This is a genomic window from Enterobacter sp. BNK-18, from assembly GCF_047456135.1.
Taxonomy (GTDB): domain Bacteria; phylum Pseudomonadota; class Gammaproteobacteria; order Enterobacterales; family Enterobacteriaceae; genus Enterobacter; species Enterobacter ludwigii.
In genome coordinates, this window is the sequence record NZ_CP179899.1 from 3,404,151 (window position 1) to 3,428,958 (window position 24,808).

Annotated in this window: 22 protein-coding genes and 1 pseudogene; 10 read left to right on the forward strand and 13 right to left on the reverse strand. The window is 55.5% G+C overall.

Annotated elements, in window-relative coordinates; all coding sequences use genetic code 11:
- Nucleotides 1-215 precede the first annotated feature (215 nt).
- From nirB to ACMGG3_RS16495, 4 genes and pseudogenes are all read left to right on the forward strand, one after another.
- A pseudogene (nirB, locus tag ACMGG3_RS16480) lies at nucleotides 216-2,758 on the forward strand (nitrite reductase large subunit NirB).
- Complete coding sequence (gene nirD / locus ACMGG3_RS16485) at nucleotides 2,755-3,081, forward strand: nitrite reductase small subunit NirD (RefSeq protein ID WP_020884585.1); 327 nt, start codon at nucleotides 2,755-2,757, stop codon at nucleotides 3,079-3,081. The pseudogene nirB and the gene nirD overlap by 4 nt, the downstream one beginning before the upstream one ends.
- A gap of 136 nt (nucleotides 3,082-3,217) precedes the next feature.
- Nucleotides 3,218-4,591, forward strand: coding sequence for a siroheme synthase CysG (cysG, locus tag ACMGG3_RS16490; RefSeq protein ID WP_414149317.1), 1,374 nt, complete (start codon nucleotides 3,218-3,220; stop codon nucleotides 4,589-4,591).
- Between the two features lie 147 nt (nucleotides 4,592-4,738).
- Nucleotides 4,739-4,909: a YhfL family protein gene (locus tag ACMGG3_RS16495; RefSeq protein WP_020884583.1), complete on the forward strand. Its 171-nt coding sequence runs from the start codon at nucleotides 4,739-4,741 to the stop codon at nucleotides 4,907-4,909.
- A 100-nt stretch (nucleotides 4,910-5,009) separates the two neighbouring features.
- On the opposite strand, the gene trpS is transcribed toward ACMGG3_RS16495, so the two are convergent.
- The 12 genes from trpS to ACMGG3_RS16555 form a co-directional block, all read right to left on the reverse strand.
- Nucleotides 5,010-6,014: a tryptophan--tRNA ligase gene (gene trpS, locus ACMGG3_RS16500; RefSeq protein ID WP_014171943.1), complete on the reverse strand. Its 1,005-nt coding sequence runs from the start codon at nucleotides 6,012-6,014 to the stop codon at nucleotides 5,010-5,012.
- Nucleotides 6,007-6,768 (reverse strand): phosphoglycolate phosphatase, encoded by a 762-nt coding sequence (gph, locus tag ACMGG3_RS16505; protein WP_020884582.1) that lies wholly within the window; start codon nucleotides 6,766-6,768, stop codon nucleotides 6,007-6,009. Before gph ends, trpS begins: the two co-directional genes overlap by 8 nt.
- Nucleotides 6,761-7,438, reverse strand: a complete 678-nt coding sequence (rpe, locus tag ACMGG3_RS16510) for a ribulose-phosphate 3-epimerase (protein ID WP_014885523.1) — start codon at nucleotides 7,436-7,438, stop codon at nucleotides 6,761-6,763. Before rpe ends, gph begins: the two co-directional genes overlap by 8 nt.
- A 41-nt stretch (nucleotides 7,439-7,479) precedes the next feature.
- On the reverse strand, nucleotides 7,480-8,292 hold the full coding sequence (gene dam, locus ACMGG3_RS16515; RefSeq protein ID WP_414149318.1) for an adenine-specific DNA-methyltransferase: 813 nt from the start codon (nucleotides 8,290-8,292) through the stop codon (nucleotides 7,480-7,482).
- A gap of 67 nt (nucleotides 8,293-8,359) precedes the next feature.
- Nucleotides 8,360-9,670 (reverse strand): cell division protein DamX, encoded by a 1,311-nt coding sequence (gene damX / locus ACMGG3_RS16520; RefSeq protein WP_044857738.1) that lies wholly within the window; start codon nucleotides 9,668-9,670, stop codon nucleotides 8,360-8,362.
- A gap of 92 nt (nucleotides 9,671-9,762) precedes the next feature.
- Nucleotides 9,763-10,851 (reverse strand): 3-dehydroquinate synthase, encoded by a 1,089-nt coding sequence (gene aroB, locus ACMGG3_RS16525; RefSeq protein ID WP_047954766.1) that lies wholly within the window; start codon nucleotides 10,849-10,851, stop codon nucleotides 9,763-9,765.
- Nucleotides 10,852-10,908: 57 nt separating this feature from the next.
- The gene (gene aroK, locus ACMGG3_RS16530; protein ID WP_003861630.1) at nucleotides 10,909-11,430 is read right to left on the reverse strand and encodes a shikimate kinase AroK; all 522 of its coding nucleotides are present in this window, start codon (nucleotides 11,428-11,430) and stop codon (nucleotides 10,909-10,911) included.
- Between the two features lie 286 nt (nucleotides 11,431-11,716).
- The gene (gene hofQ, locus ACMGG3_RS16535) at nucleotides 11,717-12,955 is read right to left on the reverse strand and encodes a DNA uptake porin HofQ (RefSeq protein WP_032680150.1); all 1,239 of its coding nucleotides are present in this window, start codon (nucleotides 12,953-12,955) and stop codon (nucleotides 11,717-11,719) included.
- The gene (locus tag ACMGG3_RS16540) at nucleotides 12,867-13,271 is read right to left on the reverse strand and encodes a HofP DNA utilization family protein (protein WP_032670496.1); all 405 of its coding nucleotides are present in this window, start codon (nucleotides 13,269-13,271) and stop codon (nucleotides 12,867-12,869) included. The genes hofQ and ACMGG3_RS16540 overlap by 89 nt, the downstream gene beginning before the upstream one ends.
- Nucleotides 13,261-13,722 carry a HofO gene (locus ACMGG3_RS16545; protein ID WP_328704635.1) on the reverse strand — a complete coding sequence of 154 codons (462 nt, stop codon included), beginning with the start codon at nucleotides 13,720-13,722 and terminating at the stop codon, nucleotides 13,261-13,263. Before ACMGG3_RS16545 ends, ACMGG3_RS16540 begins: the two co-directional genes overlap by 11 nt.
- A gap of 3 nt (nucleotides 13,723-13,725) precedes the next feature.
- The gene (locus ACMGG3_RS16550) at nucleotides 13,726-14,220 is read right to left on the reverse strand and encodes a PilN domain-containing protein (RefSeq protein WP_328704636.1); all 495 of its coding nucleotides are present in this window, start codon (nucleotides 14,218-14,220) and stop codon (nucleotides 13,726-13,728) included.
- Nucleotides 14,217-14,993, reverse strand: a complete 777-nt coding sequence (locus tag ACMGG3_RS16555; RefSeq protein WP_414149319.1) for a DNA utilization protein HofM — start codon at nucleotides 14,991-14,993, stop codon at nucleotides 14,217-14,219. The genes ACMGG3_RS16550 and ACMGG3_RS16555 overlap by 4 nt, the downstream gene beginning before the upstream one ends.
- Nucleotides 14,994-15,112: 119 nt before the next feature.
- Between ACMGG3_RS16555 and mrcA the strand changes: the two genes are divergently transcribed.
- Entirely contained in the window at nucleotides 15,113-17,665 is a 2,553-nt protein-coding gene (mrcA, locus tag ACMGG3_RS16560) for a peptidoglycan glycosyltransferase/peptidoglycan DD-transpeptidase MrcA (RefSeq protein ID WP_020884575.1), read from the forward strand.
- Nucleotides 17,666-17,737: 72 nt separating this feature from the next.
- Here the strand turns inward: mrcA and nudE are convergent, their stop codons facing one another.
- On the reverse strand, nucleotides 17,738-18,298 hold the full coding sequence (gene nudE / locus ACMGG3_RS16565; protein ID WP_014171956.1) for an ADP compounds hydrolase NudE: 561 nt from the start codon (nucleotides 18,296-18,298) through the stop codon (nucleotides 17,738-17,740).
- A 326-nt stretch (nucleotides 18,299-18,624) separates the two neighbouring features.
- Between nudE and ACMGG3_RS16570 the strand changes: the two genes are divergently transcribed.
- The 5 genes from ACMGG3_RS16570 (at nucleotide 18,625) to pckA (ending at nucleotide 24,785) form a co-directional block, all read left to right on the forward strand.
- The gene (locus ACMGG3_RS16570) at nucleotides 18,625-20,760 is read left to right on the forward strand and encodes an intracellular growth attenuator family protein (protein ID WP_014171957.1); all 2,136 of its coding nucleotides are present in this window, start codon (nucleotides 18,625-18,627) and stop codon (nucleotides 20,758-20,760) included.
- Nucleotides 20,761-20,827: 67 nt separating this feature from the next.
- Entirely contained in the window at nucleotides 20,828-21,511 is a 684-nt protein-coding gene (yrfG, locus tag ACMGG3_RS16575) for a GMP/IMP nucleotidase (protein ID WP_025202858.1), read from the forward strand.
- Complete coding sequence (hslR, locus tag ACMGG3_RS16580; protein ID WP_014171959.1) at nucleotides 21,508-21,909, forward strand: ribosome-associated heat shock protein Hsp15; 402 nt, start codon at nucleotides 21,508-21,510, stop codon at nucleotides 21,907-21,909. Before yrfG ends, hslR begins: the two co-directional genes overlap by 4 nt.
- Nucleotides 21,910-21,933: 24 nt before the next feature.
- Complete coding sequence (gene hslO, locus ACMGG3_RS16585) at nucleotides 21,934-22,812, forward strand: Hsp33 family molecular chaperone HslO (protein ID WP_014171960.1); 879 nt, start codon at nucleotides 21,934-21,936, stop codon at nucleotides 22,810-22,812.
- Nucleotides 22,813-23,165: 353 nt separating this feature from the next.
- On the forward strand, nucleotides 23,166-24,785 hold the full coding sequence (gene pckA / locus ACMGG3_RS16590; RefSeq protein WP_014171961.1) for a phosphoenolpyruvate carboxykinase (ATP): 1,620 nt from the start codon (nucleotides 23,166-23,168) through the stop codon (nucleotides 24,783-24,785).
- Nucleotides 24,786-24,808: the final 23 nt, after the last annotated feature.

Here is a 24,808-nt window from a genome sequence, read left to right on the forward strand (position 1 = left end):
GAAATTTGGGAGTACGCATTTTGACAACGCGCCCCTTAATTTGTACATAAAATCGGCGACCTCGAAAAGCCAGCGATTTCCACAACTTATAAAAATCCTGACAAATCAGCCATATACCACCTAAGGAGTAGGCGAAGGCGTATTTGATTTGCATCAATAAGTGCCCCTGCTGAATCGTTAAGGTAGGCAGTAATAGAAAAGAAATCGAGGCAAAAATGAGCAAAGTCAGACTCGCTATTATCGGTAACGGCATGGTCGGCCACCGCTTTATTGAGGATCTTCTCGATAAAGCCGATGCTAACCAGTTCGATATTACCGTGTTCTGTGAAGAACCCCGCAAGGCGTACGACCGTGTGCACTTGTCTTCCTACTTCTCCCATCATACCGCTGAAGAGCTCTCTCTGGTGCGCGATGGTTTCTACGAGAAGCATGGCGTGAAAGTGCTGGTGGGCGAACGCGCTATCACCATCAACCGTCAGGAAAAAGTGATCCACTCCAGCGCCGGACGTACGGTTTTTTACGACAAGCTGATCATGGCGACTGGCTCGTACCCGTGGATCCCGCCGATCAAAGGCTCGGAAACGCAGGATTGCTTCGTTTATCGTACCATCGAAGATCTCAATGCGATCGAATCATGTGCCCGCCGCAGTAAACGTGGCGCCGTGGTCGGGGGGGGCTGCTGGGTCTGGAAGCCGCCGGTGCGCTGAAAAACCTCGGTGTTGAAACCCACGTCATCGAATTTGCCCCGATGCTGATGGCAGAGCAGCTTGACCACATGGGTGGTGACCAGCTGCGCCGTAAAATCGAAAGCATGGGCGTGAAGGTTCACACCAGCAAAAATACCAAAGAGATTGTGCAGGAAGGCACCGAAGCGCGGAAAACCATGCGCTTTGCCGATGGCAGCGAACTGGAAGTGGACTTTATCGTCTTCTCTACCGGTATTCGCCCACGCGACAAGCTGGCCACCCAGTGCGGTCTGGCCGTCGCTCAGCGCGGCGGGATCATGATTAACGATACCTGCCAGACCTCCGACCCGGATATCTACGCCATCGGCGAATGCGCCAGCTGGAACAACCGCGTGTACGGTCTGGTCGCGCCTGGCTACAAAATGGCGCAGGTTGCCGTTGACCATATTCTCGGCAACCAGAACGCCTTCGAAGGGGCTGACCTGAGCGCCAAGCTGAAACTGCTGGGCGTAGACGTAGGCGGTATTGGCGATGCGCATGGCCGCACCCCGGGCGCACGCAGCTATGTTTACCTCGATGAAAGCAAAGAGGTGTACAAACGTCTTATCGTCAGTCAGGACAACAAAACCCTGCTCGGCGCGGTGCTGGTGGGCGATACCAGCGACTACGGTAACCTGCTTCAGCTGGTATTGAACGCCATCGAACTGCCGGAAAACCCGGACGCGCTGATCCTTCCGGCGCATGCGTCCAGCGGTAAGCCGTCCATTGGCGTGGATAAACTGCCCGACAGCGCGCAGATTTGCTCCTGCTTCGATGTGACCAAAGGCATGCTGATTTCGGCCATCAATAAAGGCTGCCATACCGTCGCGGCCCTGAAGGCGGAAACCAAAGCCGGTACCGGCTGCGGTGGGTGTATCCCGCTGGTCACACAGGTTCTGAACGCAGAACTGGCGAAACAGGGTATCGAAGTCAACAATAACCTGTGCGAGCATTTCGCTTACTCTCGCCAGGAGCTGTACCACCTGATCCGCGTGGAAGGCATCAAATCCTTCGACGAACTGCTGGCGAAACACGGCCAGGGCTATGGCTGTGAAGTGTGTAAACCTACCGTGGGTTCCCTGCTGGCCTCCTGCTGGAACGAGTACGTTCTCAAACCAGAGCATACGCCCCTGCAGGATACCAACGATAACTTCCTGGCGAACATTCAGAAAGACGGGACTTACTCCGTCATCCCACGCTCCGCCGGTGGCGAAATCACCCCGGAAGGGCTGGTGGCTGTTGGCCGTATCGCGCGCGAATTTAACCTGTATACCAAAATCACCGGCTCTCAGCGTATCGGCCTGTTTGGTGCACAAAAAGATGACTTGCCTGAAATCTGGCGTCAGCTGATTGACGCGGGATTCGAAACCGGCCACGCCTACGCGAAAGCGCTGCGTATGGCAAAAACCTGTGTGGGCAGTACCTGGTGCCGCTACGGCGTAGGCGACAGCGTCGGCTTCGGTGTGGAGCTGGAGAACCGCTACAAAGGCATCCGTACACCGCATAAAATGAAGTTTGGCGTCTCCGGCTGTACCCGCGAATGTGCGGAAGCGCAGGGTAAAGATGTGGGTATCATTGCCACCGAGAAAGGCTGGAACCTGTACGTCTGTGGTAACGGCGGCATGAAACCACGCCATGCAGACCTGCTGGCTGCAGACCTCGACCGCGATACGCTGATTCAGTATCTCGACCGCTTTATGATGTTCTACATCCGTACCGCCGATAAGCTGACCCGTACCGCGTCCTGGCTCGATAACCTGGAAGGCGGTATCGAGTACCTGAAATCGGTCATCATTGACGACAAACTGGGCCTGAACGACCATCTGGAAGCGGAAATGGCGCGCCTGCGCGAGGCGGTGATCTGCGAGTGGACTGAAACCGTCAACACCCCGGCGGCGCAGACTCGCTTCAGACACTTTATCAACAGCACCCAGCGCGACCCGAATGTGCAGGTTGTGGCAGAACGCGAGCAGCATCGTCCGGCGACACCTTATGAACGTATTCCGGTGACTCTGGTGGAGGAAAACGCATGAGCCAGTGGGTAAACATCTGCAACATTAACGACATTCTGCCTGCCACCGGGGTCTGTGCCCTGCTGGGTAACGAGCAGGTCGCAATATTTCGCCCTCGCCATGATGAACAGGTTTTTGCCATCAGCAATATCGACCCGTTCTTTGAGGCCAGCGTCCTGTCCCGGGGATTAATCGCAGAGCATCAGGGTGAACTCTGGGTCGCCAGCCCGTTGAAGAAACAGCGTTTTCGTTTACGCGACGGGTATTGCATGGAAGATGAGCATTATTCCGTGAAGCCCTACGATGTCCGCGTGAAGGACGGTAAGGTGCAGCTGAAAGGCTAATCTCTCGCCTTTTCAATATGAAAAGCTTATGACCCCTTATGGGTAACGGCAGGAAAAACCGTATGTTCTGTACGATTCCTGCTGTTATCCTGACCTCAATTTCTTACCCCCTCCTTGAATGCTGTGAGGTAATGTCGTGGACCACCTGCCGATTTTCTGTCAATTACGCCATCGCGACTGTCTGCTTGTAGGCGGCGGCGATGTGGCTGAACGCAAAGCGCGCTTGCTGTTAGAAGCAGGAGCCCGACTCACCGTTAACGCCCTGGCCTTCGCCCCGCAGTTTGAGGCCTGGGAAAAAGAAGGGATGCTCACGCTGGTGCAGGGGGGGTTTAATGAATCCCTGCTTGATACCTGCTGGCTGACCATAGCCGCCACGGATGACGATGAAGTGAATCAGCACGTCAGCGACGCCTGTGAAGCGCGCCGCATCTTCTGTAACGTGGTGGATGCCCCGAAGGAAGCCAGCTTTATCATGCCGTCGATCATTGACCGTTCGCCGCTGATGATTGCGGTATCGTCCGGCGGCCGCTCTCCCGTTCTGGCCCGCCTGCTGCGGGAAAAACTGGAAGCCATTCTGCCGCAGCATCTTGGCCAGATTGCCCACTATGCCGGGCAGCTGCGTTCACGGGTTAAGCAAACCTTCGCGACCGTGGGTGAACGCCGTCGCTTCTGGGAAAAATTCTTTGTGAATGACAGGCTGGCCCAGTCGCTGGCGAATCAGGATCATAAAGCGGTGGAAGAGACGACGGCGCAGTTGCTCTGCGAGCCGCTGGATCATCGCGGTGAAGTGGTGCTGGTGGGTGCCGGCCCGGGCGATGCCGGTTTGCTGACGCTGAAAGGGCTGCAGCAGATCCAGCAGGCGGATATTGTGGTTTATGACCGTCTGGTCTCCGATGAGATAATGAACCTGGTCCGCCGCGATGCTGATCGCGTATTTGTCGGTAAACGTGCCGGGTACCACTGTGTACCGCAGGAGGAGATTAACCAGATCCTGCTGCGCGAAGCGCAAAAAGGAAAACGCGTGGTGCGCCTCAAGGGTGGCGATCCGTTTATCTTTGGTCGCGGCGGTGAAGAGCTGGAAACGTTGTGCAACGCGGGCATTCCGTTTTCCGTGGTGCCGGGCATCACGGCAGCTTCCGGCTGCTCAGCTTACTCGGGCATTCCGCTAACCCACCGTGACTATGCCCAGAGCGTACGCCTGGTGACGGGACACCTGAAAACCGGCAGTGAGCTGGACTGGCATAACCTGGCCGCCGAAAAACAGACGCTGGTGTTCTATATGGGGTTAAACCAGGCCGCGACCATTCAGGCCAAACTGCTTGAGCACGGCATGGAAGAGGATATGTCCGTCGCGCTGGTGGAAAACGGCACGTCCATTAAGCAGCGCGTGGTGAACGGCGTCCTGACGCAGTTAGGTGAGCTGGCACAGCAGGTTGAAAGCCCGGCGCTGATTATTGTCGGACGCGTGGTGGAACTGCGCGATAAACTGAACTGGTTCTCGAATCACTAACGCATATTCCCCCTTCCCGGAGTAGTCCTTATGCGGACTACTCCCCTCTTACCGCTCCCGATAACATACCGCCCGCGAAATGGAATTTTTCCATTTATTCCCTCACGTTAGATCCAATTTTCGTTTTTTTTCAGACAAGGAATGCGTATGTTTAAACTGGCAAAAGCCGCCGTTCTGGTAGGCATGTTATCGACTCTGACCGCCTGCACCGGTCACGTTCAAAATACCAAAAATAATTGCAGCTATGATTACCTGCTGCACCCGGCAATTTCCATTTCGAAGATCATCGGTGGCTGCGGCCCGGCCGCACAGCAGTAAGCGTTTTTCAGGCGTAAAAAAACCGGGAATGTCCCGGTTTTTTGTCTGGCTCAGCGCGTTTTTTGTCGGGGAGCGCTCATGCTTACCCGACAAAACAGGGTTACGGTTTACCCACAAACCCAATCGCCTGGTACACCGCCTTAAGGGTTTCAGACGCGCGGGCACTGGCTTTTTCCGCGCCCTCTTTCATCACTTTCTGCAGGAAAGCTTCGTCGTTACGGTAGCGGTGATAACGCTCCTGCAGCTCGGTCAGCATGCCGGAAACGGCATCCGCCACTTCCCCTTTCAGGTGACCATACATCTTGCCTTCGAAGTGTTGTTCCAGCTCAGGAATGCTCTGGCCCGTCACACCGGAGAGGATATCCAGCAGGTTGGAGACGCCCGCTTTGTTCTGCACGTCGTAACGCACAACAGGTGGCTCATCCGAGTCGGTCACCGCACGCTTGAGCTTTTTAACCACCGATTTCGGGTCTTCCAGCAGGCCGATAACGTTGTTGCGGTTATCGTCAGACTTGGACATCTTCTTGGTTGGCTCCAGCAGCGACATCACGCGTGCGCCGGATTTCGGAATGAACGGCTCAGGCACTTTGAACACGTCGCCGTACAGCGCGTTAAAGCGCTGGGCGATATCGCGGCTCAGTTCCAGATGCTGTTTCTGATCTTCGCCAACCGGCACCTGGTTGGTCTGGTACAGCAGAATGTCTGCTGCCATCAGTACCGGGTAATCAAACAGACCGGCGTTGATGTTTTCTGAGTAGCGCGCGGATTTATCCTTGAACTGCGTCATGCGGCTCAGTTCGCCGAAGTAGGTGTAGCAGTTCAGCGCCCAGCCCAGCTGCGCATGCTCTGGAACGTGAGACTGAACGAAAATGGTGCTCTTCTCAGGATCAATTCCGCAGGCCAGATACAGCGCCAGGGTGTCCAGGGTGGCTTTACGCAGCTTCTCAGGATCCTGACGTGCAGTGATAGCATGCAGATCCACGATGCAGTAAATGCAATGGTAATCATCCTGCATGCTGACCCACTGACGTAACGCACCCATGTAGTTACCAATGGTCAATTCACCTGACGGCTGTGCGCCACTAAAAACGATGGGCTTAGTCATTATTCAATTCCTGATTATCACTGTGCGAAAGCCCGAGTGCGGGCAACAAATCTTTGAAGTGGTCGAACACGACGTCCGGCTCACTCAGCGTGATGGCCTCACCGTAGTTGTAGCCATAGGTTAATCCCACTGAAGGACAACCCGCCGCTCTGGCAGCCAGAATATCATTGCGGGAATCACCGACAAAGAGCAGCTCCGCGGGCGTTAAGGATAATTTTCCTGCCACCAGCAGTAACGGTTCCGGATGCGGCTTTTTGTTCTGCACATCATCACCGCCAACAATGACGGAAAAATACTTCGCGATATCCAGCGCTTCCAGCAGAGGGGCGACAAAAGGTGTCGGTTTGTTTGTCACCAGCCCCAGCGGAATGCCGTTGGCATGAAGCGCACTCAGCGTTTCTGCGACATCCGGGAACAGGAAACTGCCCTCTTCGACCGTCTCTTCATAGAAACGATTGAACAATTTACGCAGGATACGCAGCTGTTCTTCCTGCGGGATATCCGCATGATCCACGCTCGGTTTACCCTGTGCGGAACGCTGGGACACACGCTCCTGGCGGGCCCATGTCAACGCGCGCTCCATCAGGACATCGGCGCCATTGCCAATCCACGTGATGACACGCTCTTCGCCCGCAACGGGCAGTTCAAGAGCATACAGCGCCTGGTCTACGGCGCTGGTTAAGCCCGGCGCGCTGTCGACCAGCGTGCCGTCGAGGTCAAATGCGATACCCCGGGTTGCCTGCAATTTATCCATGACTTACCTTCGCCAGTTCACGGCGCATTTCATCAATGACTTTTTTGTAATCCGGTTGGTCGAAAATCGCTGAACCTGCAACGAACATATCCGCGCCCGCTGCCGCAATTTCACCAATGTTATTCACTTTTACGCCACCGTCGACTTCCAGACGAATGTCGTAACCTGACTCATCAATACGACGGCGTACTTCACGCAGTTTATCCAGCGTATGAGGGATAAACGACTGACCGCCAAAGCCCGGGTTAACGGACATCAGCAAAATGACATCCAGCTTATCCATCACATGGTCGAGATAGCTCAGCGGCGTAGCCGGGTTGAAAACCAGACCCGCTTTACAGCCATTCTCTTTGATGAGCTGCAGCGTGCGATCCACATGTTCAGACGCTTCAGGGTGGAAGGTGATGATACTGGCTCCCGCAGCGGCAAAATCAGGCACGATACGGTCAACAGGCTTCACCATCAGATGGACATCAATCGGCGCGGTAATACCGTAATTACGCAGCGCTTTAAGCACCATCGGGCCAATGGTCAGATTAGGAACGTAGTGGTTATCCATAACGTCGAAATGGACGACATCCGCGCCCGCCGCGAGTGCTTTTGCAGTGTCTTCACCCAGGCGGGCAAAATCGGCCGACAGAATTGAGGGAGCAATCAAAAACTGTTTCATCCGCATCTCCTTGAAATGTGTTTACCGGCGGGCAAAACGGCTCAGGGGCGATAAAGAGCCAGGAGTTCGTCCACCTTTTTACGTGTGCCGCCGTTGCTGCTTATGCTACGCCGCACTTTGACCTGAAAATGCTTCGCGGCTTTGTACCATTCGCGCGTATCAGGGGTATCGTGATTCGAAATTAACACCGGAATTCTTTTGCTGACCAGCTTTTCCGCCATCTCCGCCAGACGGGCCTGCTCGGCCGGACTGAAGCTGTTGGTGTGATAAGCGGTGAAATTTGCCGTCGCGGACAGCGGTGCGTAAGGCGGGTCGCAATAGACCACCGAGTTTACGCCTGCCAGCTCCATGCACTCTTCATAGGAGAGGCAGTGGAATTCGGCATTCTGCGCTTTTTTAGCAAAGTGATACAACTCATCCTGTGGGAAATACGGACGCTTATAACGGCCAAACGGCACGTTAAATTCACCACGAAGATTATACCGGCACAGGCCGTTGTAGCCGTGTCGATTGAGATAGAGGAACAACAGCGCCCGGCGGAACGGATCCTGACTTTGATTAAACTCAGTGCGGAACTGGTAGTAAACGTCCGGATTATTGTGCTCGGGTGTAAACAGCCTCCGAGCCTCTTCCACGTACTCGTCGGTCCGCAGCTTGACGATGTTGTAGAGGCTGATGAGGTCGCTGTTGATATCCGCCAGGATATAACGAGAAAAATCGGTATTCAGGAATACCGATCCAGCGCCCACAAAGGGCTCGATAAGACACTCGCCTTTCGGCAGGTGCTTTTTAATATCATCGAGCAGGGGGTATTTCCCCCCTGCCCATTTCAGAAAAGCGCGATTTTTTTTCATGCTGACTAACTGATTACACCTTCTCCGGCTGTGGAGAAAGCTCCGACAGCATCCTGCGCTTTAAACATTACTTCAGATCAGCCTGAACCTGATGAATTGGCTTAGCCCATGGGTTTTTCGCCTGAACGTCGGCGGGCAACGTTGCGACAGCACGTTTCGCTTCATCTTTTGAAGCATAAACGCCACTTACCAGCACGTACCACGGCTGACCATTACGGGTCGTCTGATAAACCACATAGTTTTTCAGATTTGTTTTCTTCGCCCAACCGTTGAGGTTGTCATAGTTAGACGAACTGCTCAGCTGCAGCGTGTAATTGCTGGACGGGGCTGACTTCAGCGAACCGACGTTACCTGCAGTCTTGCCTGCTGCGGCGCTGGTTGTTGCCGTCGCTGCAGGTGCAGTTGCAGCTGGTGCCGAAGTGGCAGCCGGTGCCGTGGTGGTCGCCGTTGCTTTCGGTGCAGTCTGCGTAACCGGTGCTTTTGCCGGTTCGCTCACCGTGGCCGTTTCAGTACGTTTTGTCTGAGCCGGCGCTTTCACTTCAGGCGCTTTGACGACTGCCTGAGGTTTGGTTTCACGCTTAGGTTCAATCACAGCCTGCTTACGTTCAGGACGGGTCGCAGGTTGCGTCTGGCGCGGTTTGGTTTCGGTTGCAGCCGTTTGCGGCTGAGCGTTACCACCGCGGATCGGTGCAACGGTCGCAGGTTCAGTTGGCAGCGTAGAGTTAACCACGGCATTGTCCACCTGCGCCTGATTTTGCGGCTGCGTCAGGGCATTGTTCAGGTCGCCCTGAACTTCTACACGCTGCTGGCCTTCAGGCGTGGCAGGTGCCTGACCCTGTGCGGGGGTAGAAGAAACTGGCGGCAGAGAAACATCCTGCGGCTGTGTTGTATTTCCGGCAGTCTGCTCGGCGGAGGTGGTACCCGGCGCTGGCTGTGCACCATTCGCCTGATCGGTCGCATCGTTACCAGAGAGGCTGATGCTCTTCTCAGTGGATGCTGCTTGCTCACCGGAAGGGGTCGAAGGCGCTTTTAGCGCAGAACCAATACCGACAATCAGCAGCACGAGCACCAGAACGCCGAGTCCCATCATGATGTACTGGCGGGAGGCGGGTTTCTGCGCAGCGGCTTTTTTACGTTTACGTGGGCGACGCTCTACAGGCTCTTCGTCCATTGAATCTTCTTCGGACTCATAACCCTCTTCTTCTCGCTCATCACGCGCGTTGCGGCTACGCGAAGGGCGACGATCGTCTGCATCCAGATCAACATCGTCAAAGTTGATCTGCGGCTCGTTATCACGTTCTGAAGATTGACGAGAACGACCAGTACGACGATCGCTGGGATCGGGTTTCAGCTCGTCTTCTGGTTTGAATTCATCCATTTAACACCCCACTCAAAGGCTTATGCCAACGACTTTGCATTTCGCCTGAAGCTAAACGACCACCTGTAACAGTGGCCTGACCTTTCTAGTTGTTACGCCTGCTGACAGTCAGCAATAGCGCCAAGAACCACATCATGCGGCACTCCGCCGCGTACTTCACTCTTCCCTATTGCAAGCGGGAGTACAAGACGCATCTCACCTGCCAATACTTTTTTATCGCGCATCATGTGGGGTAAATACGCTTGTGCCGACATCTCTTTCGGCCCGGTTACCGGCAAGCCCGCACGCTCAAGCAGCATGATGATACGTGCCGTCTCTTCCGGTTTAAACTGCCCCAGACGTTCAGAAGTGCGGGCAGCCATTACCATTCCGGCAGCGACTGCTTCACCGTGAAGCCAGTTACCGTAACCCATTTCGGCTTCAATCGCGTGACCAAACGTATGCCCAAGATTCAGTAAAGCACGTAAGCCCGTTTCACGCTCGTCTGCAGCGACAACTTCCGCTTTCAGCTCACAACAACGACGAATGCAGTAAGCCAGTGTCGCCTCATCCAGGCGCAGCAACGCATCCATATTCTCTTCCAGCCAGTCAAAGAACTCGCCATCCAGAATGATGCCGTATTTGATCACTTCAGCCAGACCGGAAGCCAGCTCGCGTTTCGGTAGGGTTTTCAGACAGTCGAGATCCACCACCACCGATGCCGGCTGGTAGAACGCGCCAATCATATTTTTACCGAGCGGATGGTTAACGGCCGTTTTGCCGCCGACAGAAGAGTCGACCTGAGACAGTAACGTGGTAGGGATTTGAATAAAACGCACACCACGTTGATAACTTGCAGCCGCAAAGCCCGTCAGATCGCCCACAACACCGCCGCCCAGGGCAAGCAGTGTTGTATCGCGACCATGCGGTTTTTGCAGCAATGCGGTAAAGACGGTATCCAGTACCGCCAGGCTTTTATACTGCTCGCCATCGGGCAGAATCACACTGTCGACTTTGACGCCCGCCTGTTCAAGCAGGTGGCGAACGCGGTCGAGATAAAGCGGAGCCAGCGTCTCATTGGTGACCAGCATCGCCTGATCACCCGCTTTCAGTGGTAAAAAGGAAGCTGGGTCGTTAAACAAACCAGCCGCGATGGTGATTGGGTAACTACGTTCCCCGAGAGTAACTGTAATCCTCTCCATGACGCGACATCCACCTTTAATGCTTTTACCCGCAGGCGATTGTATATAAAGCCAGAATCAGTTGCTTTCCAGCATATGAATAATCTGGTTTGCAACCACTTTAGCGCTCTGATCGTCAGTACGAATGGTCACATCAGCAATCTCTTCGTACAGCGGATTGCGTTCATCGGCCAACGCTTCCAGAACTTCGCGTGGTGGCGTTTCAACCTGCAGCAACGGGCGCTTTTTATCGCGCTGCGTACGTGCCAGCTGTTTTTCGATGGTCGTCTCGAGATAGACCACTACGCCACGGGCGGAGAGACGGTTGCGGGTTTCGCGAGATTTGACAGAGCCACCGCCTGTTGCCAGAACAATGCCCTGCTTTTCCGTGAGTTCGTTGATCACTTTTTCTTCTCGGTCACGGAAACCTTCTTCGCCTTCTACGTCGAAAACCCAGCCCACATCAGCTCCGGTTCGTTTCTCAATCTCTTGATCAGAATCGTAAAATTCCATATTGAGTTGTTGAGCTAACTGACGCCCAATAGTGCTTTTGCCGGCACCCATAGGCCCAACCAGAAAGATATTGCGTTTCTCTGCCATTTTATCGGTACTACTAAGACTATTCGTTAATGGTAATCCCCGCTTCGCAGACACCCGGCGTAGCAGGACATGAACTGAAACCTCATATGCAATAGAGCGAGAGTCAGACTAAAAATTATCTCAATACTCCGGCTTGTTTGGCAACTGATTAAATCACCGCACCAGACGCATAAGGCAATAAGACGTAAGTCCAACTCAAATCGGTACTCCTTGTATGCTAATTCATGCCCCACGTCAAACATCTGCAACAATCTGAATGCAAAATCATTGGGAGGATCGTGACTCTTCAGCGAATACCGACCAGTCGTGGTGTAATAAATACCACTAACTCCCGTCGTTCATTGTCCTTTCCGTCATGGCGAAAAAGCTGTCCAAGCCACGGGATATTGCCCAGCCCGGGTACGCGATCGCTTCCGGTTTTATTCTTTTGCGAAAAAATTCCGCCCAGCGCCAGCGTTTCTCCACTTTTTACTTCCACCTGGGTTTCAATTTCTTGTTTATCGATGGCGAGCGTTTCACCATCGGCCTGCTGTAGCACCTGTCCCGGCATATTTTCACTGATGTGCAGCTTCAGGCGTACGCGACCGCCGGGCAGCACCACCGGCGTCACCTCCATGCCTAACACCGCCTCTTTGAATTCTACGGAGGTCGCCCCGCTGTCACCGCTGGAGACCTGATATGGGATCTCACTGCCCTGCTTAATACTGGCCGGTTGCATATGCGAGGCCAGCAGTCGTGGGCTGGCGATGATATCGACCTGCTGCTTTTGCTCCAGCGCCGACAATTCCAAATCCAGCAGCCTGCCGTTAATCCGCCCAATGTTAAAACCCACATGGGTGGTGGCGTTTGCCACGGACAGATCGCTGCCAAGCGTTGTGAGTTGCCCGACCTTGCCCGCCTCCGTTGCGTCGGCGAGATTCCACTTCACCCCCAGCTCACGCAGGCTTTTTTCATTGATGGTCACGATATGCGCCGCCAGTTCCACCTGCTCGACAGGGATATCCATCTGCGTCGCCCAGTGCTGCAGCGTATCAAGCACCGCCTGGTTATCCCGTATCAGCAGACGGTTCGTGCGCTTGTCGACAGACAAACTCCCTTTTGGACTGAGTAGTTTTTCCGCCGCTTTTTGCAGTTCCCCGGCGTCAGCGTAAGAAAAAGGTATGCTGTGCGAGACCAGCGGCGCATCAAGCTGTCGGCGTGTCCGCTCCTGCTCTTTGCGTTCCAGCTGTTCACGCTGCCAGGCTGCGGTGTGAACATAAAAAATGCCCCCTTCTTCATGCAGAACAAGCCCGGCGCTGGTGACGACCGTCTGTAGCGCCTGTCGCCAGGGGACGCGTGTCAGATTGAGCGACAGCGTGCCGCTGACATCTGGCGACACCACCAGATTACGGTTCTCCTGTGCGACCAGCGCCTGTAGCACCTGCACCACCGGTACCTCATCCACCACCAGCGTGACCGGCTTTGGCGCGGCGGCCCACAGCGGATGACTGAACGCCAGCAGCCACAGCGTTATCCTTATGTTCATTCCTTTTCGTTCCTTCTCGTTGCCACGTCCATTGTCTGGGTTCACATGCATCCCCCACATCGACGACCAGTTCCCTTTCATTGAGGGCCGTTACCCGCCAGCCCACCGGGAGATGTTGTTGCGGTGTCAGGCGATGCCAGCGCTTTTGCCCGTCCTGTAAAATGCCAGTGTCCTGAGTGCCGCCCACCATCCCGTGGTAATGCCACTGCGCCAGTTGCCCTACCGCACAAGGGTCATCCGGCGGGCGAAAAGGATCCCGCATCCCGGTCACTAACAGGGCGCAACACACCAGCAGGCAACGCGCGCTATTTCGCATGCTGCTCCTCCAGCTCCACCCGCAGGCGTAATGCCGAACCCTGTGCAGAGAGAGCAAAGGCGGCAACCTGAACATCCCGCTGCGCCAGCCGGCTGAAAACAGTCGGGATGGCCTGCCATTCAGCATCCAGCGTCAGTTCCCCTCCGTTTTGCAACGGCTTCCAGTGAACCAGTCTTGTGCCCGCCCCCTGAAACTCGAGTGGCGAAAAAGGCGTCATTACCGTGGCTTCACGGGGGGCGTGACGCCGCGGCACATGACTGGCGGCGGGCCATAGCGAGACATTAGCCTGTGCGGCCTCGCTGACCTGCCGCTGAAGTTCAGCCACCTGCTTTGCAACCGGTCGAAGCACCATGCCCCATGTCGTACTCCCCAGAAAGAGAACGCTCAGACACCAGCACAGCACCCGCCATCGGGGGCTGCTTTCGCACCAGCGTTCGAACAAGGTTTCCACGCGTTAGCCCTCGCTTCGCAGATGAAAGGTGAACATCCAGCGCCCCAGGTCATCCTGCTGTAATTCCCCCGTCGGCCCGGGGGTAAACCCCGCCATCTTTCCGAGCCCATCCCGCAGAGCAGAGAGCGCGGGGAGTGTTGCGGCATATCCGGTTAACATCAGTGAAGGGGGCTGATAGCGCAGTTCGGTCAGCCAGACCTGGGATGGCATCATCCCGGCAAAGGACTCCAGCACCGGCTGCCAGGCGCGTCGTTGAGGCGCTGGCGCGGGCATTGGCGTCTCCGTGCCTGACCTTGTACGAGACACCAGCGCCTGCTGCACGGACTGCATGCCCGCCAGTTGAATATGCAGCGCACGCGTCATCACGAGAGGATTCATCCGCAGGCTGAAAACCCCCATCAGTATCAGCAGCCACGTAGCGACAAACAGTACGCCCCAGAATCGCAGGCAGCGCACGCGTCGCTGCCGCCGCCACGGCAGAAAGTTCGTCATGCTCATTCCGGTACCTCACTCATGGCCAGCGCCAGCGCGACGGTATAATCAGCGCCGCATGCCGGCAGAGGGGCATGGCAACGAACCAGGGCGTCCCAGGGGTCTCGCTGGCTATCAAAGAGGGCAATGTCCTGCGGCGTGAGGGCCAGCAGTGCCGCGAGATCGGCCACGTTTTCCGCTTCCGTGGTAAAACGCCGTCCCCACTGATGGCGCATCGCCCAAAGCCACTGATGCCCATCCCGCCAGGCGACACACTGCGCTGGCGCTACCGCAGGGAGAAGATTCGCCAGCGCACTGGCATCCGGGGTGATCGTCACGAGCCGTAAACGCAACATCTTTGCCAGCGTCAGCAGGGGGTGAATCTCGTTGTTTTGTGCAGCGGTGACATGGAATGTATTGCTGAACGTATCCTGCGCATAATCAAAACAGAGCGTGTCAGCAGCCATCTCCAGTTCACGCGCGAGCGTCGCCCCCAGCCAGGAGAGCTGTTCGCTGTCGCGCAACGCCACGCCCGGACGGGGAAGCGATCGTTGCAACGTGCGGGCCGCCGGAAATGAGAGAAACACCCGATGGGAGTGTGGCAACGTTTTCCGCCAGTCGCGCAGGGCGTCAACCAGTTGTTCAGGCTGGCAAATTTTGCCATCCCGGATAATCCCGTCGGCCAGAGTGATAGCCCACCAGCTGCACAAACGCCAGCCCGACCGCTCCCGGGCCAGCGCCACTATCTGCACCCTATCCTGTTGAATATGAACGCCTGTTTGCCATGTTTTGAAAGCCATGCTTCACGATCTCCTTATCGCCCGTCAGGTGACGGCTATATCAATGAATCAGGCTTGCCTTTATACTACCGCGCGATTGTTTAGAAACTGCCCAAGTGAAACCAAATGGGAAATCTCCGGTGAAGTTCGTAAAGTATTTATTAATCCTTGCAGTCTGTTGCATTCTGCTGGGAGCAGGCTCGATTTATGGTTTGTACAAATATATTGAGCCACAGCTGCCTGATGTCGCTACGCTTCGCGATGTGCGACTCCAGATCCCGATGCAGGTCTACAGCGCCGATGGCGAGTTAATGGCGCAGTACGGCGAAAAGCGTCGTATCCCGCTGACCTTAAATCAAATTCCGCCCGTGATGGTCAAAGCCTTTATCGCTACCGAGGACAGCCGTTTTTACGAGCACCACGGTGTCGATCCGGTGGGGATTTTCCGTGCTGCAAGTATTGCGCTGTTCTCCGGTCATGCCTCTCAGGGGGCAAGTACCATTACACAGCAGCTGGCGCGTAACTTCTTCCTTAGCCCAGAAAAGACCCTGACCCGTAAGATCAAAGAGGTGTTCCTTGCGATCCGTATTGAGCAGTTGTTGAGCAAAGACGAGATCCTTGAGCTGTACCTCAATAAAATCTACCTCGGCTACCGCGCCTACGGTGTTGGTGCGGCCGCGCAGGTGTACTTTGGTAAACCTGTCGAGCAGCTGACGTTAAGCGAAATGGCGACCATTGCCGGTCTGCCTAAAGCGCCATCGACCTTCAACCCGCTCTACTCGCTTGAACGCGCTACGGCGCGTCGTAACGTCGTCCTGTCACGTATGCTGAGCGAAGGCTATATCAGCCAGAGCGAGTACGAACAGGCGCGCAACGATGTCATCGATGCCAACTACCATGCGCCGGAGATTGCCTTCTCTGCCCCTTATCTCACCGAAATGGTGCGTCAGGAGATGGTGAGCCGCTACGGCGATAAAGCCTACGAAGATGGCTACCGCGTTTACACCACCGTGACCCGCAACGTTCAGCAGGCGGCTCAGGAAGCGGTGCGTAACAACGTGATGGATTACGACATGCGCCACGGTTATCGCGGCCCGTCGAATGTGCTGTGGAAAGTCGGCGAAAGCGCCTGGGACAGCAAAAAAATCACCAGTACGCTGAAAGCGCTGCCCACCTATGGCCCGCTCCTTCCTGCCGTGGTGACTCAGGCCGATCCACAGGAAGCAGTGGCAACGCTGGCGGATGGAACGTCTGTCTCCCTGCGTATGGACGGGATCCGTTGGGCTCGCCCGTACCGCTCAGACACCCTGCAAGGCCCGACGCCGCGTAAAGTGACGGATGTCGTCCAGACCGGACAGCAAATCTGGGTACGCAAGGTGGGCGACAGCTGGTGGCTGGCGCAGGTGCCAGACGTTAACTCGGCCCTGGTGTCCATCAATCCGCAGAACGGTGCCGTGCTGGCCCTGGTCGGTGGGTTCGATTTCAACCAGAGCAAATTTAACCGCGCCACCCAGGCGTTACGTCAGGTTGGCTCTAACATCAAGCCGTTCCTCTACACCGCAGCCATGGATAAGGGACTGACTCTCGCCAGTATCCTGAACGACGTGCCTATCTCCCGCTGGGATGCCGGTGCCGGTTCTGACTGGCAGCCGAAGAACTCACCGGCGGAATATTCAGGCCCTATTCGTCTTCGTCAGGGTCTTGGGCAGTCGAAAAACGTGGTGATGGTGCGCGCAATGCGTGCGATGGGTGTCGACTATGCCGCGGAATATCTGCAACGCTTCGGTTTCCCGGCTCAGAACATCGTGCGCACCGAATCGCTGGCGTTAGGCTCTGCATCCTTTACGCCGCTTCAGGTGGCGCGGGGGTACTCGGTGATGGCTAACGGCGGCTTCCTGATTGACCCGTACTTCATCAGTAAAATCGAGAACGACCAGGGTGGCGTGCTGTTTGAAGCGAAGCCGAAAATTGCCTGCCCTGACTGCGATATTCCGGTCATTTACGGCAATACGCCAAAATCTGAAGTGATTGAAAACAAGGACATGGAAGACGTTGCCGTGTCTCAGGAGCAGACGAACCCTGTGTTGCCGCAGCCGCAGCTGGAACAGGCTAACCAGTCGCTGGTAGCGCAGAGCGGGGCGCAGGAGTATGCACCGCATGTCATCAACACGCCGCTGTCGTTCCTGATAAAGAGCGCACTGAACACCAACATCTTCGGCGAACCTGGCTGGCAAGGGACCGGCTGGCGGGCAGGACGTGATTTACAGCGCCATGATATCGGCGGTAAAACGGGAACAACAAACAGCTCGAAAGATGCGTGGTTTTCCGGTTACGGCCCGGGCGTGGTGACGTCAGTCTGGATCGGTTTTGACGATCATCGCCGTGATTTAGGCCGCACCACGGCTTCAGGCGCGATTAAAGATCAGATTTCTGGCTACGAAGGCGGCGCGAAGAGTGCGCAACCGGCCTGGGATGCCTATATGAAATCCGTGCTGGAAGGCGTTCCGGAGCAACCGCTGACGCCACCACCGGGCGTGGTTACCGTCAATATCGACCGCAGCACCGGGCAGCTCGCCAATGGCGGCAATAGCCGTGCAGAGTATTTCATCGAGGGCACGCAGCCGACCACACAGGCGGTGCATGAGGTGGGTACAGAAATCATTGATAACGGCGAAACGCACGAGTTGTTCTAACGGGCAACGTAAAAACGGCAACCTCAGGTTGCCGTTTTTTTTGTTCTCTCACACGTTGTGGACATCAGGCTGTTATAACCGCCCCTGCCCCTTCAGCCATTCGCGTACCAGGAACAGCGCGCTCACGTTGCGGGCCTCGTTAAAGTCAGGGTCTTCAAGCAGGTCCATCATATGGGCCAGCGGCCAGCGAACCTGTGGCAGTGGCTCCGGCTCGTCCCCTTCCAGCGATTCTGGATAGAGATCCTCAGCAACCACAATGTTCATTTTGCTGGAAAAATAGGAGGGTGCCATGCTCAGTTTTTTCAGGAACGTCAGTTCGTTCGCGCCAAAACCGACCTCTTCTTTCAGCTCGCGATTGGCCGCCTCAAAGACCGTTTCACCCGGATCGATGAGCCCTTTTGAGAACCCAAGTTCGTAAGATTCGGTTCCCACGGCATACTCGCGGATTAAGATCAGATGGTCGTCGACGACAGGAACAATCATCACCGCTTCGCGCGAAGAAGGGCGCATACGTTCGTAAACGCGACGCACACCGTTGCTGAACTCCAGATCCACACTTTCGACATTAAACAGGCGCGATTTTGCGACTGTTTCAACATTCAGAATGGTGGGTTTTTGTAGTGGTTTGCTCATCGTGATGGGGTCTTAGCAGTGGGAACTGGCTTTATTGTGCGATACGCCGCACGGTTTCGGCAATGTCAATTGTTCTGTATTTACATTTATGCAACGTAACAGGAATCAATCCTCAATTCAAAACAAATGTCAAGAGGTTGAAATGTTTCCAGGAATTTGCTGATATCGCGCCATAACAGGCTTTGCTATCATCATCGGTCACTGGGATGCGCTTCAGAATGCTCAAGTTCGACTCCATACTTGCCGATAGCCAACCACAGACTCTCATTCAATGTTAAAGGTGCTACTGACTACACCTGTAAGAAGATAAGTAAGATGGGGAAAGCATGAGCACCATTTTGATTGTTCTCGCTGCTATGCTGGCCGGCGCATTGGTTGCAGGGTGGGTATACAGGCGTCGCGTAAGGCGTCGTTACCGGCTGCCCTTTTTAAACGCCTTTGCCGGTGCGACGACGCGTAAACTGACGCAAGAAGAGCGCGATGCAGTAGAAAACTATCTCGAAACACTGAACCGTTCTCAGTTAACACCTGGGCCGACGGGGGCAACTGCTGCGCCGGTGACGCTCAAGTTAAATGCGCAAAGTGACACAGTGCTCTGTGTGACGCGCTCGATCACCCGCTATGGCATCACCACAGACGATCCCAATAAATGGCGCTATTACCTGGATTCGGTTGAAGTGCATCTGCCCCCGTCCTGGGAGCAGTACATTAATGACGAAAACAGCGTAGAGCTGATCCATACCGATTCGTTGCCGCTGGTTATCTCGCTCAACGGCCATACGTTGAATGAATATCTTCAGGAAGCCCCGCGTTTTGCGCTGGAACGCGCAAGCTCAACGCAGGCCTCCATTCGTGGCGAAGAGACAGAGCAGATCGAGCTGCTGAACATTCGCCAGGAGACGCATGAAGAGTACGCCCTGAGCCGCCCTGACGGGATTCGCGAAGCGATTCTGATCGTGGCCGCGTTCCTGCTCTTTTTCATCTGCCTGCTGACGCCGGATGTGTTTGTCCCCTGGCTGGCTGGCGGTGCGGTGCTGTTGCTGGCAGCCGGGCTGTGGGGGCTCTTTGCCCCGCCGGCAAAAACCTCGCTACGTGAGATCCACTGCCTGCGCGGTACTCCTAAGCGCTGGGGTCTGTTCGGTGAGAGTGACCAGGAGCACCTCAATAATATCTCGCTTGGTATTATCGATCTTATCTACCCGCGCCACTGGCAGCCGTGGATTGCCCAGGATTTAGGGCAGAAAACCGATATCGATATCTACCTTGACCGCCATGTGGTGCGCCAGGGGCGCTTTTTATCCCTGCATGATGAAGTAAAAAACTTCCCGCTTCAGCACTGGTTACGCAGTGCGGTCATTGCCGGGGGGGCAGCGCTGGTCTTTATCATGCTTCTGCTGTTTGTCCCGCTGGATATGCCCATTAAATTTACCCTGTCATGGATAAAAGGGGCGCAAACCATTGAGGCAACCAGCGTCAACCAACTGGACGAGGCTGGCGTGCGGGTCGGTGATACGCTGCGCCTGAAGGGCACCGGCATGTGTAACATTCATACGCCTGGCGCATGGAATACGCGTCAGAGCTCGCCGTTCATGCCGTTCGATTGCTCACAAATTATCTGGAATGATGCGCCGCCGCTGCCGCTGCCTGAATCTGAGGTTGTCAATAAAGCCACGTCGCTTACCCAGACGGTCAACCGCCAGCTGCACCCGAAACCCGATGACGACTCACGCGTGAGCCCTGCCCTGCGCTCGGCCATTCAGAAATCGGGGATGGTGCTTCTGGACGACTTTGGTGACATCGTTTTGAAAACGCAGGATTTGTGTTCCGCTCAGGACGAATGCGTACGTCTCAAAAACGCCCTTGTGAACCTGGGTAACAGTAAAGACTGGGATTCGCTGGTGAAACGCGCGGAAGCGGGACGGCTGGATGGCGTTAACGTGCTGCTGCGTCCGGTCAGCGCCGAGTCGCTGGATAATCTGGTCGCCACGTCAACCGCACCGTTCGTGATGCGCGAAACCACCCGAGCGGCGCAGGCGTTGAACAGCCCGGCACCGGGCGGCTTTGTGATCGTCAGTGATGAAGGGAGCGACCTGGTCGATCAGCCATACCCGCAGGTCGCACTTTATGACTACCCGGCTCAGGAACAGTGGGGCCAGTTCCAGCGCCTGGCGCAGATGCTGATGCAGACGCCGTTTAGCGCAGAAGGGATTGTGACGAGTATCTTTACCGATGCCAACGGCACGCGCCACATCGGCCTGCACCGTATGCCGGACAGCGCAGGCCTGTGGCGCTACATCGGCACCTCGCTGCTGATGATTGCGATGCTGGTATGCATTTGCTGGAACGGTTTTATGGCGCTGCGTCGCTATCAGCGCTCTCGTACCAGGCTTGCCGACATCCAGCAGTATTACGAAAATTGCCTTAACCCTAAGCTGATCCCCTCCTCTGAGAGCCTGATCTGATAACGTCGATGCGCGACAAGATGTGCTACCCTGTCGCGCACGTTTCTTCAGGCTGGAGTTCCCCCTTATGCATCTTGATATCGCCTGGCAGGAGGTTGATACCGTTCTGCTGGATATGGACGGCACGCTGCTCGACCTCGCCTTTGATAACTATTTCTGGCAAAAGCTGGTTCCGGAAACCTATGGTGAACAGCAGGGGATCTCCCCGGCAGAAGCGCAGGAATTCATTCGTTCGCAATATAGCGCGGTGCAGCATACGCTAAACTGGTACTGTCTTGACTACTGGAGCGAGCGCCTCGGTTTGGATATTTGTGCCATGACCACCGCCCAGGGCCCGCGCGCCGTACTGCGTGAGGATACCGTGCCTTTTCTGGATGCGCTGAAAGCGAGCGGCAAGCGCCGTATCTTGCTGACCAACGCCCATCCTCACAATCTGGCCGTGAAGCTGGAGCATACGGGTCTTGCTTCGCACCTTGATTTATTACTTTCCACCCACACATTTGGTTATCCGAAAGAGGATCAGCGGTTGTGGCATGCGGTGGCGGAAGAGACCGGTTTGCAGCCGGAACGCACGCTGTTTATTGATGACAGCGAGCCTATTCTGGATTCCGCGGCCAGGTTTGGCATTCGCTATTGTCTGGGCGTTACCAATCCTGACTCTGGCCTGGCTGAAAAAAGCTATCTGCGCCATCCGGGGCTGAACGACTATCGCCAGATGATCCCCTCACTGACCGTGAAGGAGAGGCCATGAAAGAAAAACCCTCTGAAGGGGTAAGACTGGATAAATGGCTGTGGGCGGCCCGTTTTTATAAAACGCGCGCCCTTGCCCGCGACATGATTGACGGCGGTAAAGTGCATTACAACGGCCAGCGCAGCAAACCGAGCAAGCTGGTCGAACTGAATGCCACCTTAACGCTGCGTCAGGGCAACGATGAACGTACCGTGGTGATTAAAGCCATTACTGAACAACGACGGCCCGCAACCGAAGCCGTCCTGCTGTATGAAGAGACGGCTGAGAGCATTGAAAAACGCGAGAAGACCGCGCTGGCGCGCAAAATGAATGCGCTGACAATGCCCCACCCGGACCGGCGTCCGGATAAAAAAGAGCGCCGCGATCTGATGAAATTTAAACACGGTGAGATCGAGTAACCCTCACCTGCACGAGAGACTATTATGGCCCAACACGACCAATTACACCGCTATCTGTTTGAACAATTCGCCGTGCGCGGCGAGCTGGTCACCGTATCCGAAACCTGGAAACAGATTCTGGAAAACCACAACTACCCGCTGCCGGTGAAAACCCTGTTGGGCGAACTGCTGGTTGCCACCAGCCTGCTGACTGCCACCCTGAAATTTGCCGGGGATATCACCGTGCAATTGCAGGGTGATGGCCCTATGACCCTGGCGGTCATCAACGGTAATAACCAGCAGCAGATGCGTGGCGTGGCGCGCGTACAGGGCGATGTTCCTGAAAACGCGGACCTGAAAACGCTGGTGGGTAATGGCTATCTGGTCATCACCATCTCCCCGGAGGAAGGTGAGCGCTATCAGGGCGTGGTTGGCCTCGAAGGCGATACGCTGGCAGCCTGCCTGGAAGATTACTTCATGCGTTCAGAACAGCTGCCGACGCGTCTGTTCATCCGCACCGGTGAAGTAGACGGTCAGCCTGCTGCTGGCGGTATGCTGCTGCAGGTTCTGCCTGCGCAGGACGCGCAGACCAACGACTTCGAGCACCTCGCGACCCTGACGGAAACCGTCAAAGCAGAAGAGCTGTTCACCCTGTCGGCGACCGATGTCCTGTGGCGTCTTTATCACGAAGAAGAAGTGACGGTTTACGACCCACAGTCGGTGGAATTTAAGTGCACCTGTTCACGTGAACGCTGCGCTGGCGCGCTGAAGACCCTGCCGGATGAAGAGATCGACAGCATCATGGCGGAAGACGGCGAAATCGATATGCACTGTGACTACTGCGGTACGCACTACGTGTTCAATTCGATGGATATTGCTGAGATCCGCAACAACGCCTCCCCGGCGGATCCTCAGGTCCACTAAGCAAAGCCTGCCCTCACCTTGCCCTCTCCCTTTTGCGAGAGGGCAACGTGCAAAAAAGCCCTCTCTGGCTGAATCGTTTTTAACACTGTAACTCTTACGTAATTTTCTTACGTGTATGCGATTACATTCACATTCCTTCCGATAAAATCACCACCCATTAACCTTTTCGGAACATTTTCCCCAACCAAAAAGCGATTCCTGCGATAATCCGCCTGCCCTGTGACTGGAGTCGCAGCGTTTTCCGTTAGTAAGGGTTTTGTCCAGATGCGTAAATCTATGAGCCCCGTCGCGGTTAACAACCTCACAAAAACCCTACAATTTCAGACAGTACATATTGGCTAAGGAGCAGTGATATGCGTGTTACTGGTTTAACCCCGCAAGATCTCAAGGCTTATGGTATTCACGACGTCCAGGAAATCGTCTACAACCCCGATTACGATACGCTGTATCAGGAAGAGCTCAATCCAGCACTGGAAGGATACGAGCGAGGTGTGTTGACTAACCTTGGTGCTATCGCCGTCGATACCGGTATCTTTACCGGTCGTTCGCCGAAAGATAAATACATCGTCCGAGACGAGACCACCCGCGACACACTGTGGTGGGCTGATAAAGGCAAAGGGAAGAACGATAACAAACCGCTCTCTCCGGAAACCTGGCAGCATCTGAAAGGGCTCGTTACCCATCAACTTTCCGGCAAGCGTCTGTTTATCGTTGATGCTTTCTGCGGCGCTAACGCCGACACCCGTCTTTCCGTGCGGTTTATCACTGAAGTGGCCTGGCAGGCGCATTTCGTGAAAAACATGTTTATTCGTCCTGACGACAAAGAGCTGCAGGATTTCACCCCTGACTTCATCGTGATGAACGGGGCGAAATGCACGAACCCACAGTGGAAAGAGCAGGGTCTTAACTCCGAAAACTTCATCGCCTTTAACCTGACCGAGCGTATTCAGCTGATCGGCGGTACCTGGTACGGCGGCGAAATGAAGAAAGGGATGTTCTCGGTGATGAACTACCTGCTGCCGCTGCGCGGTATCGCTTCCATGCACTGTTCGGCAAACGTCGGTGAAAAAGGGGATGTGGCGGTGTTCTTCGGCCTGTCCGGCACCGGTAAAACCACCCTTTCTACCGATCCGAAACGTCGTCTGATTGGCGATGACGAGCACGGCTGGGATGATGACGGCGTGTTTAACTTCGAAGGGGGCTGCTACGCGAAGACCATTCGCCTGTCTGAAGAAGCGGAGCCAGATATCTTCCATGCCATCCGCCGCGATGCGCTGCTGGAAAACGTCACCGTGCGTGCCGATGGAACGATCGACTTCGACGATGCTTCGAAAACCGAAAACACCCGCGTGTCTTACCCTATCTACCACATCGACAACATCGTGAAGCCGGTGTCAAAAGCGGGCCACGCGACGAAGGTGATTTTCCTGACGGCAGATGCGTTCGGCGTGTTGCCTCCGGTGTCCCGCCTGACCGCCAGCCAGACGCAGTACCACTTCCTGTCTGGTTTTACCGCCAAACTGGCCGGTACCGAGCGCGGCGTGACGGAGCCAACGCCAACCTTCTCCGCCTGCTTCGGCGCAGCGTTCCTGTCGCTGCACCCGACGCAGTACGCGGAAGTGCTGGTTAAACGCATGCAGGCGTCCGGTGCGCAGGCGTACCTGGTGAATACCGGCTGGAACGGCACCGGCAAACGTATCTCCATCAAAGATACCCGCGCCATTATCGACGCCATTCTGGATGGTTCACTCGATAACGCCGAAACCTTCACGCTGCCGATGTTTGATCTGGCAATCCCGACGGCGCTGCCGGGCGTAGAGACCCGTATTCTCGACCCACGCAATACCTACGGCTCACCGGAGCAGTGGCGTGAGAAAGCAGAATCGCTGGCGAAACTGTTTATTGAGAACTTCGAGAAGTATACCGATACCCCGGCAGGTGAAGCGCTGGTGAGTGCGGGTCCGAAGCTGTAACAGCTGACCCGACCTGCAAAAAA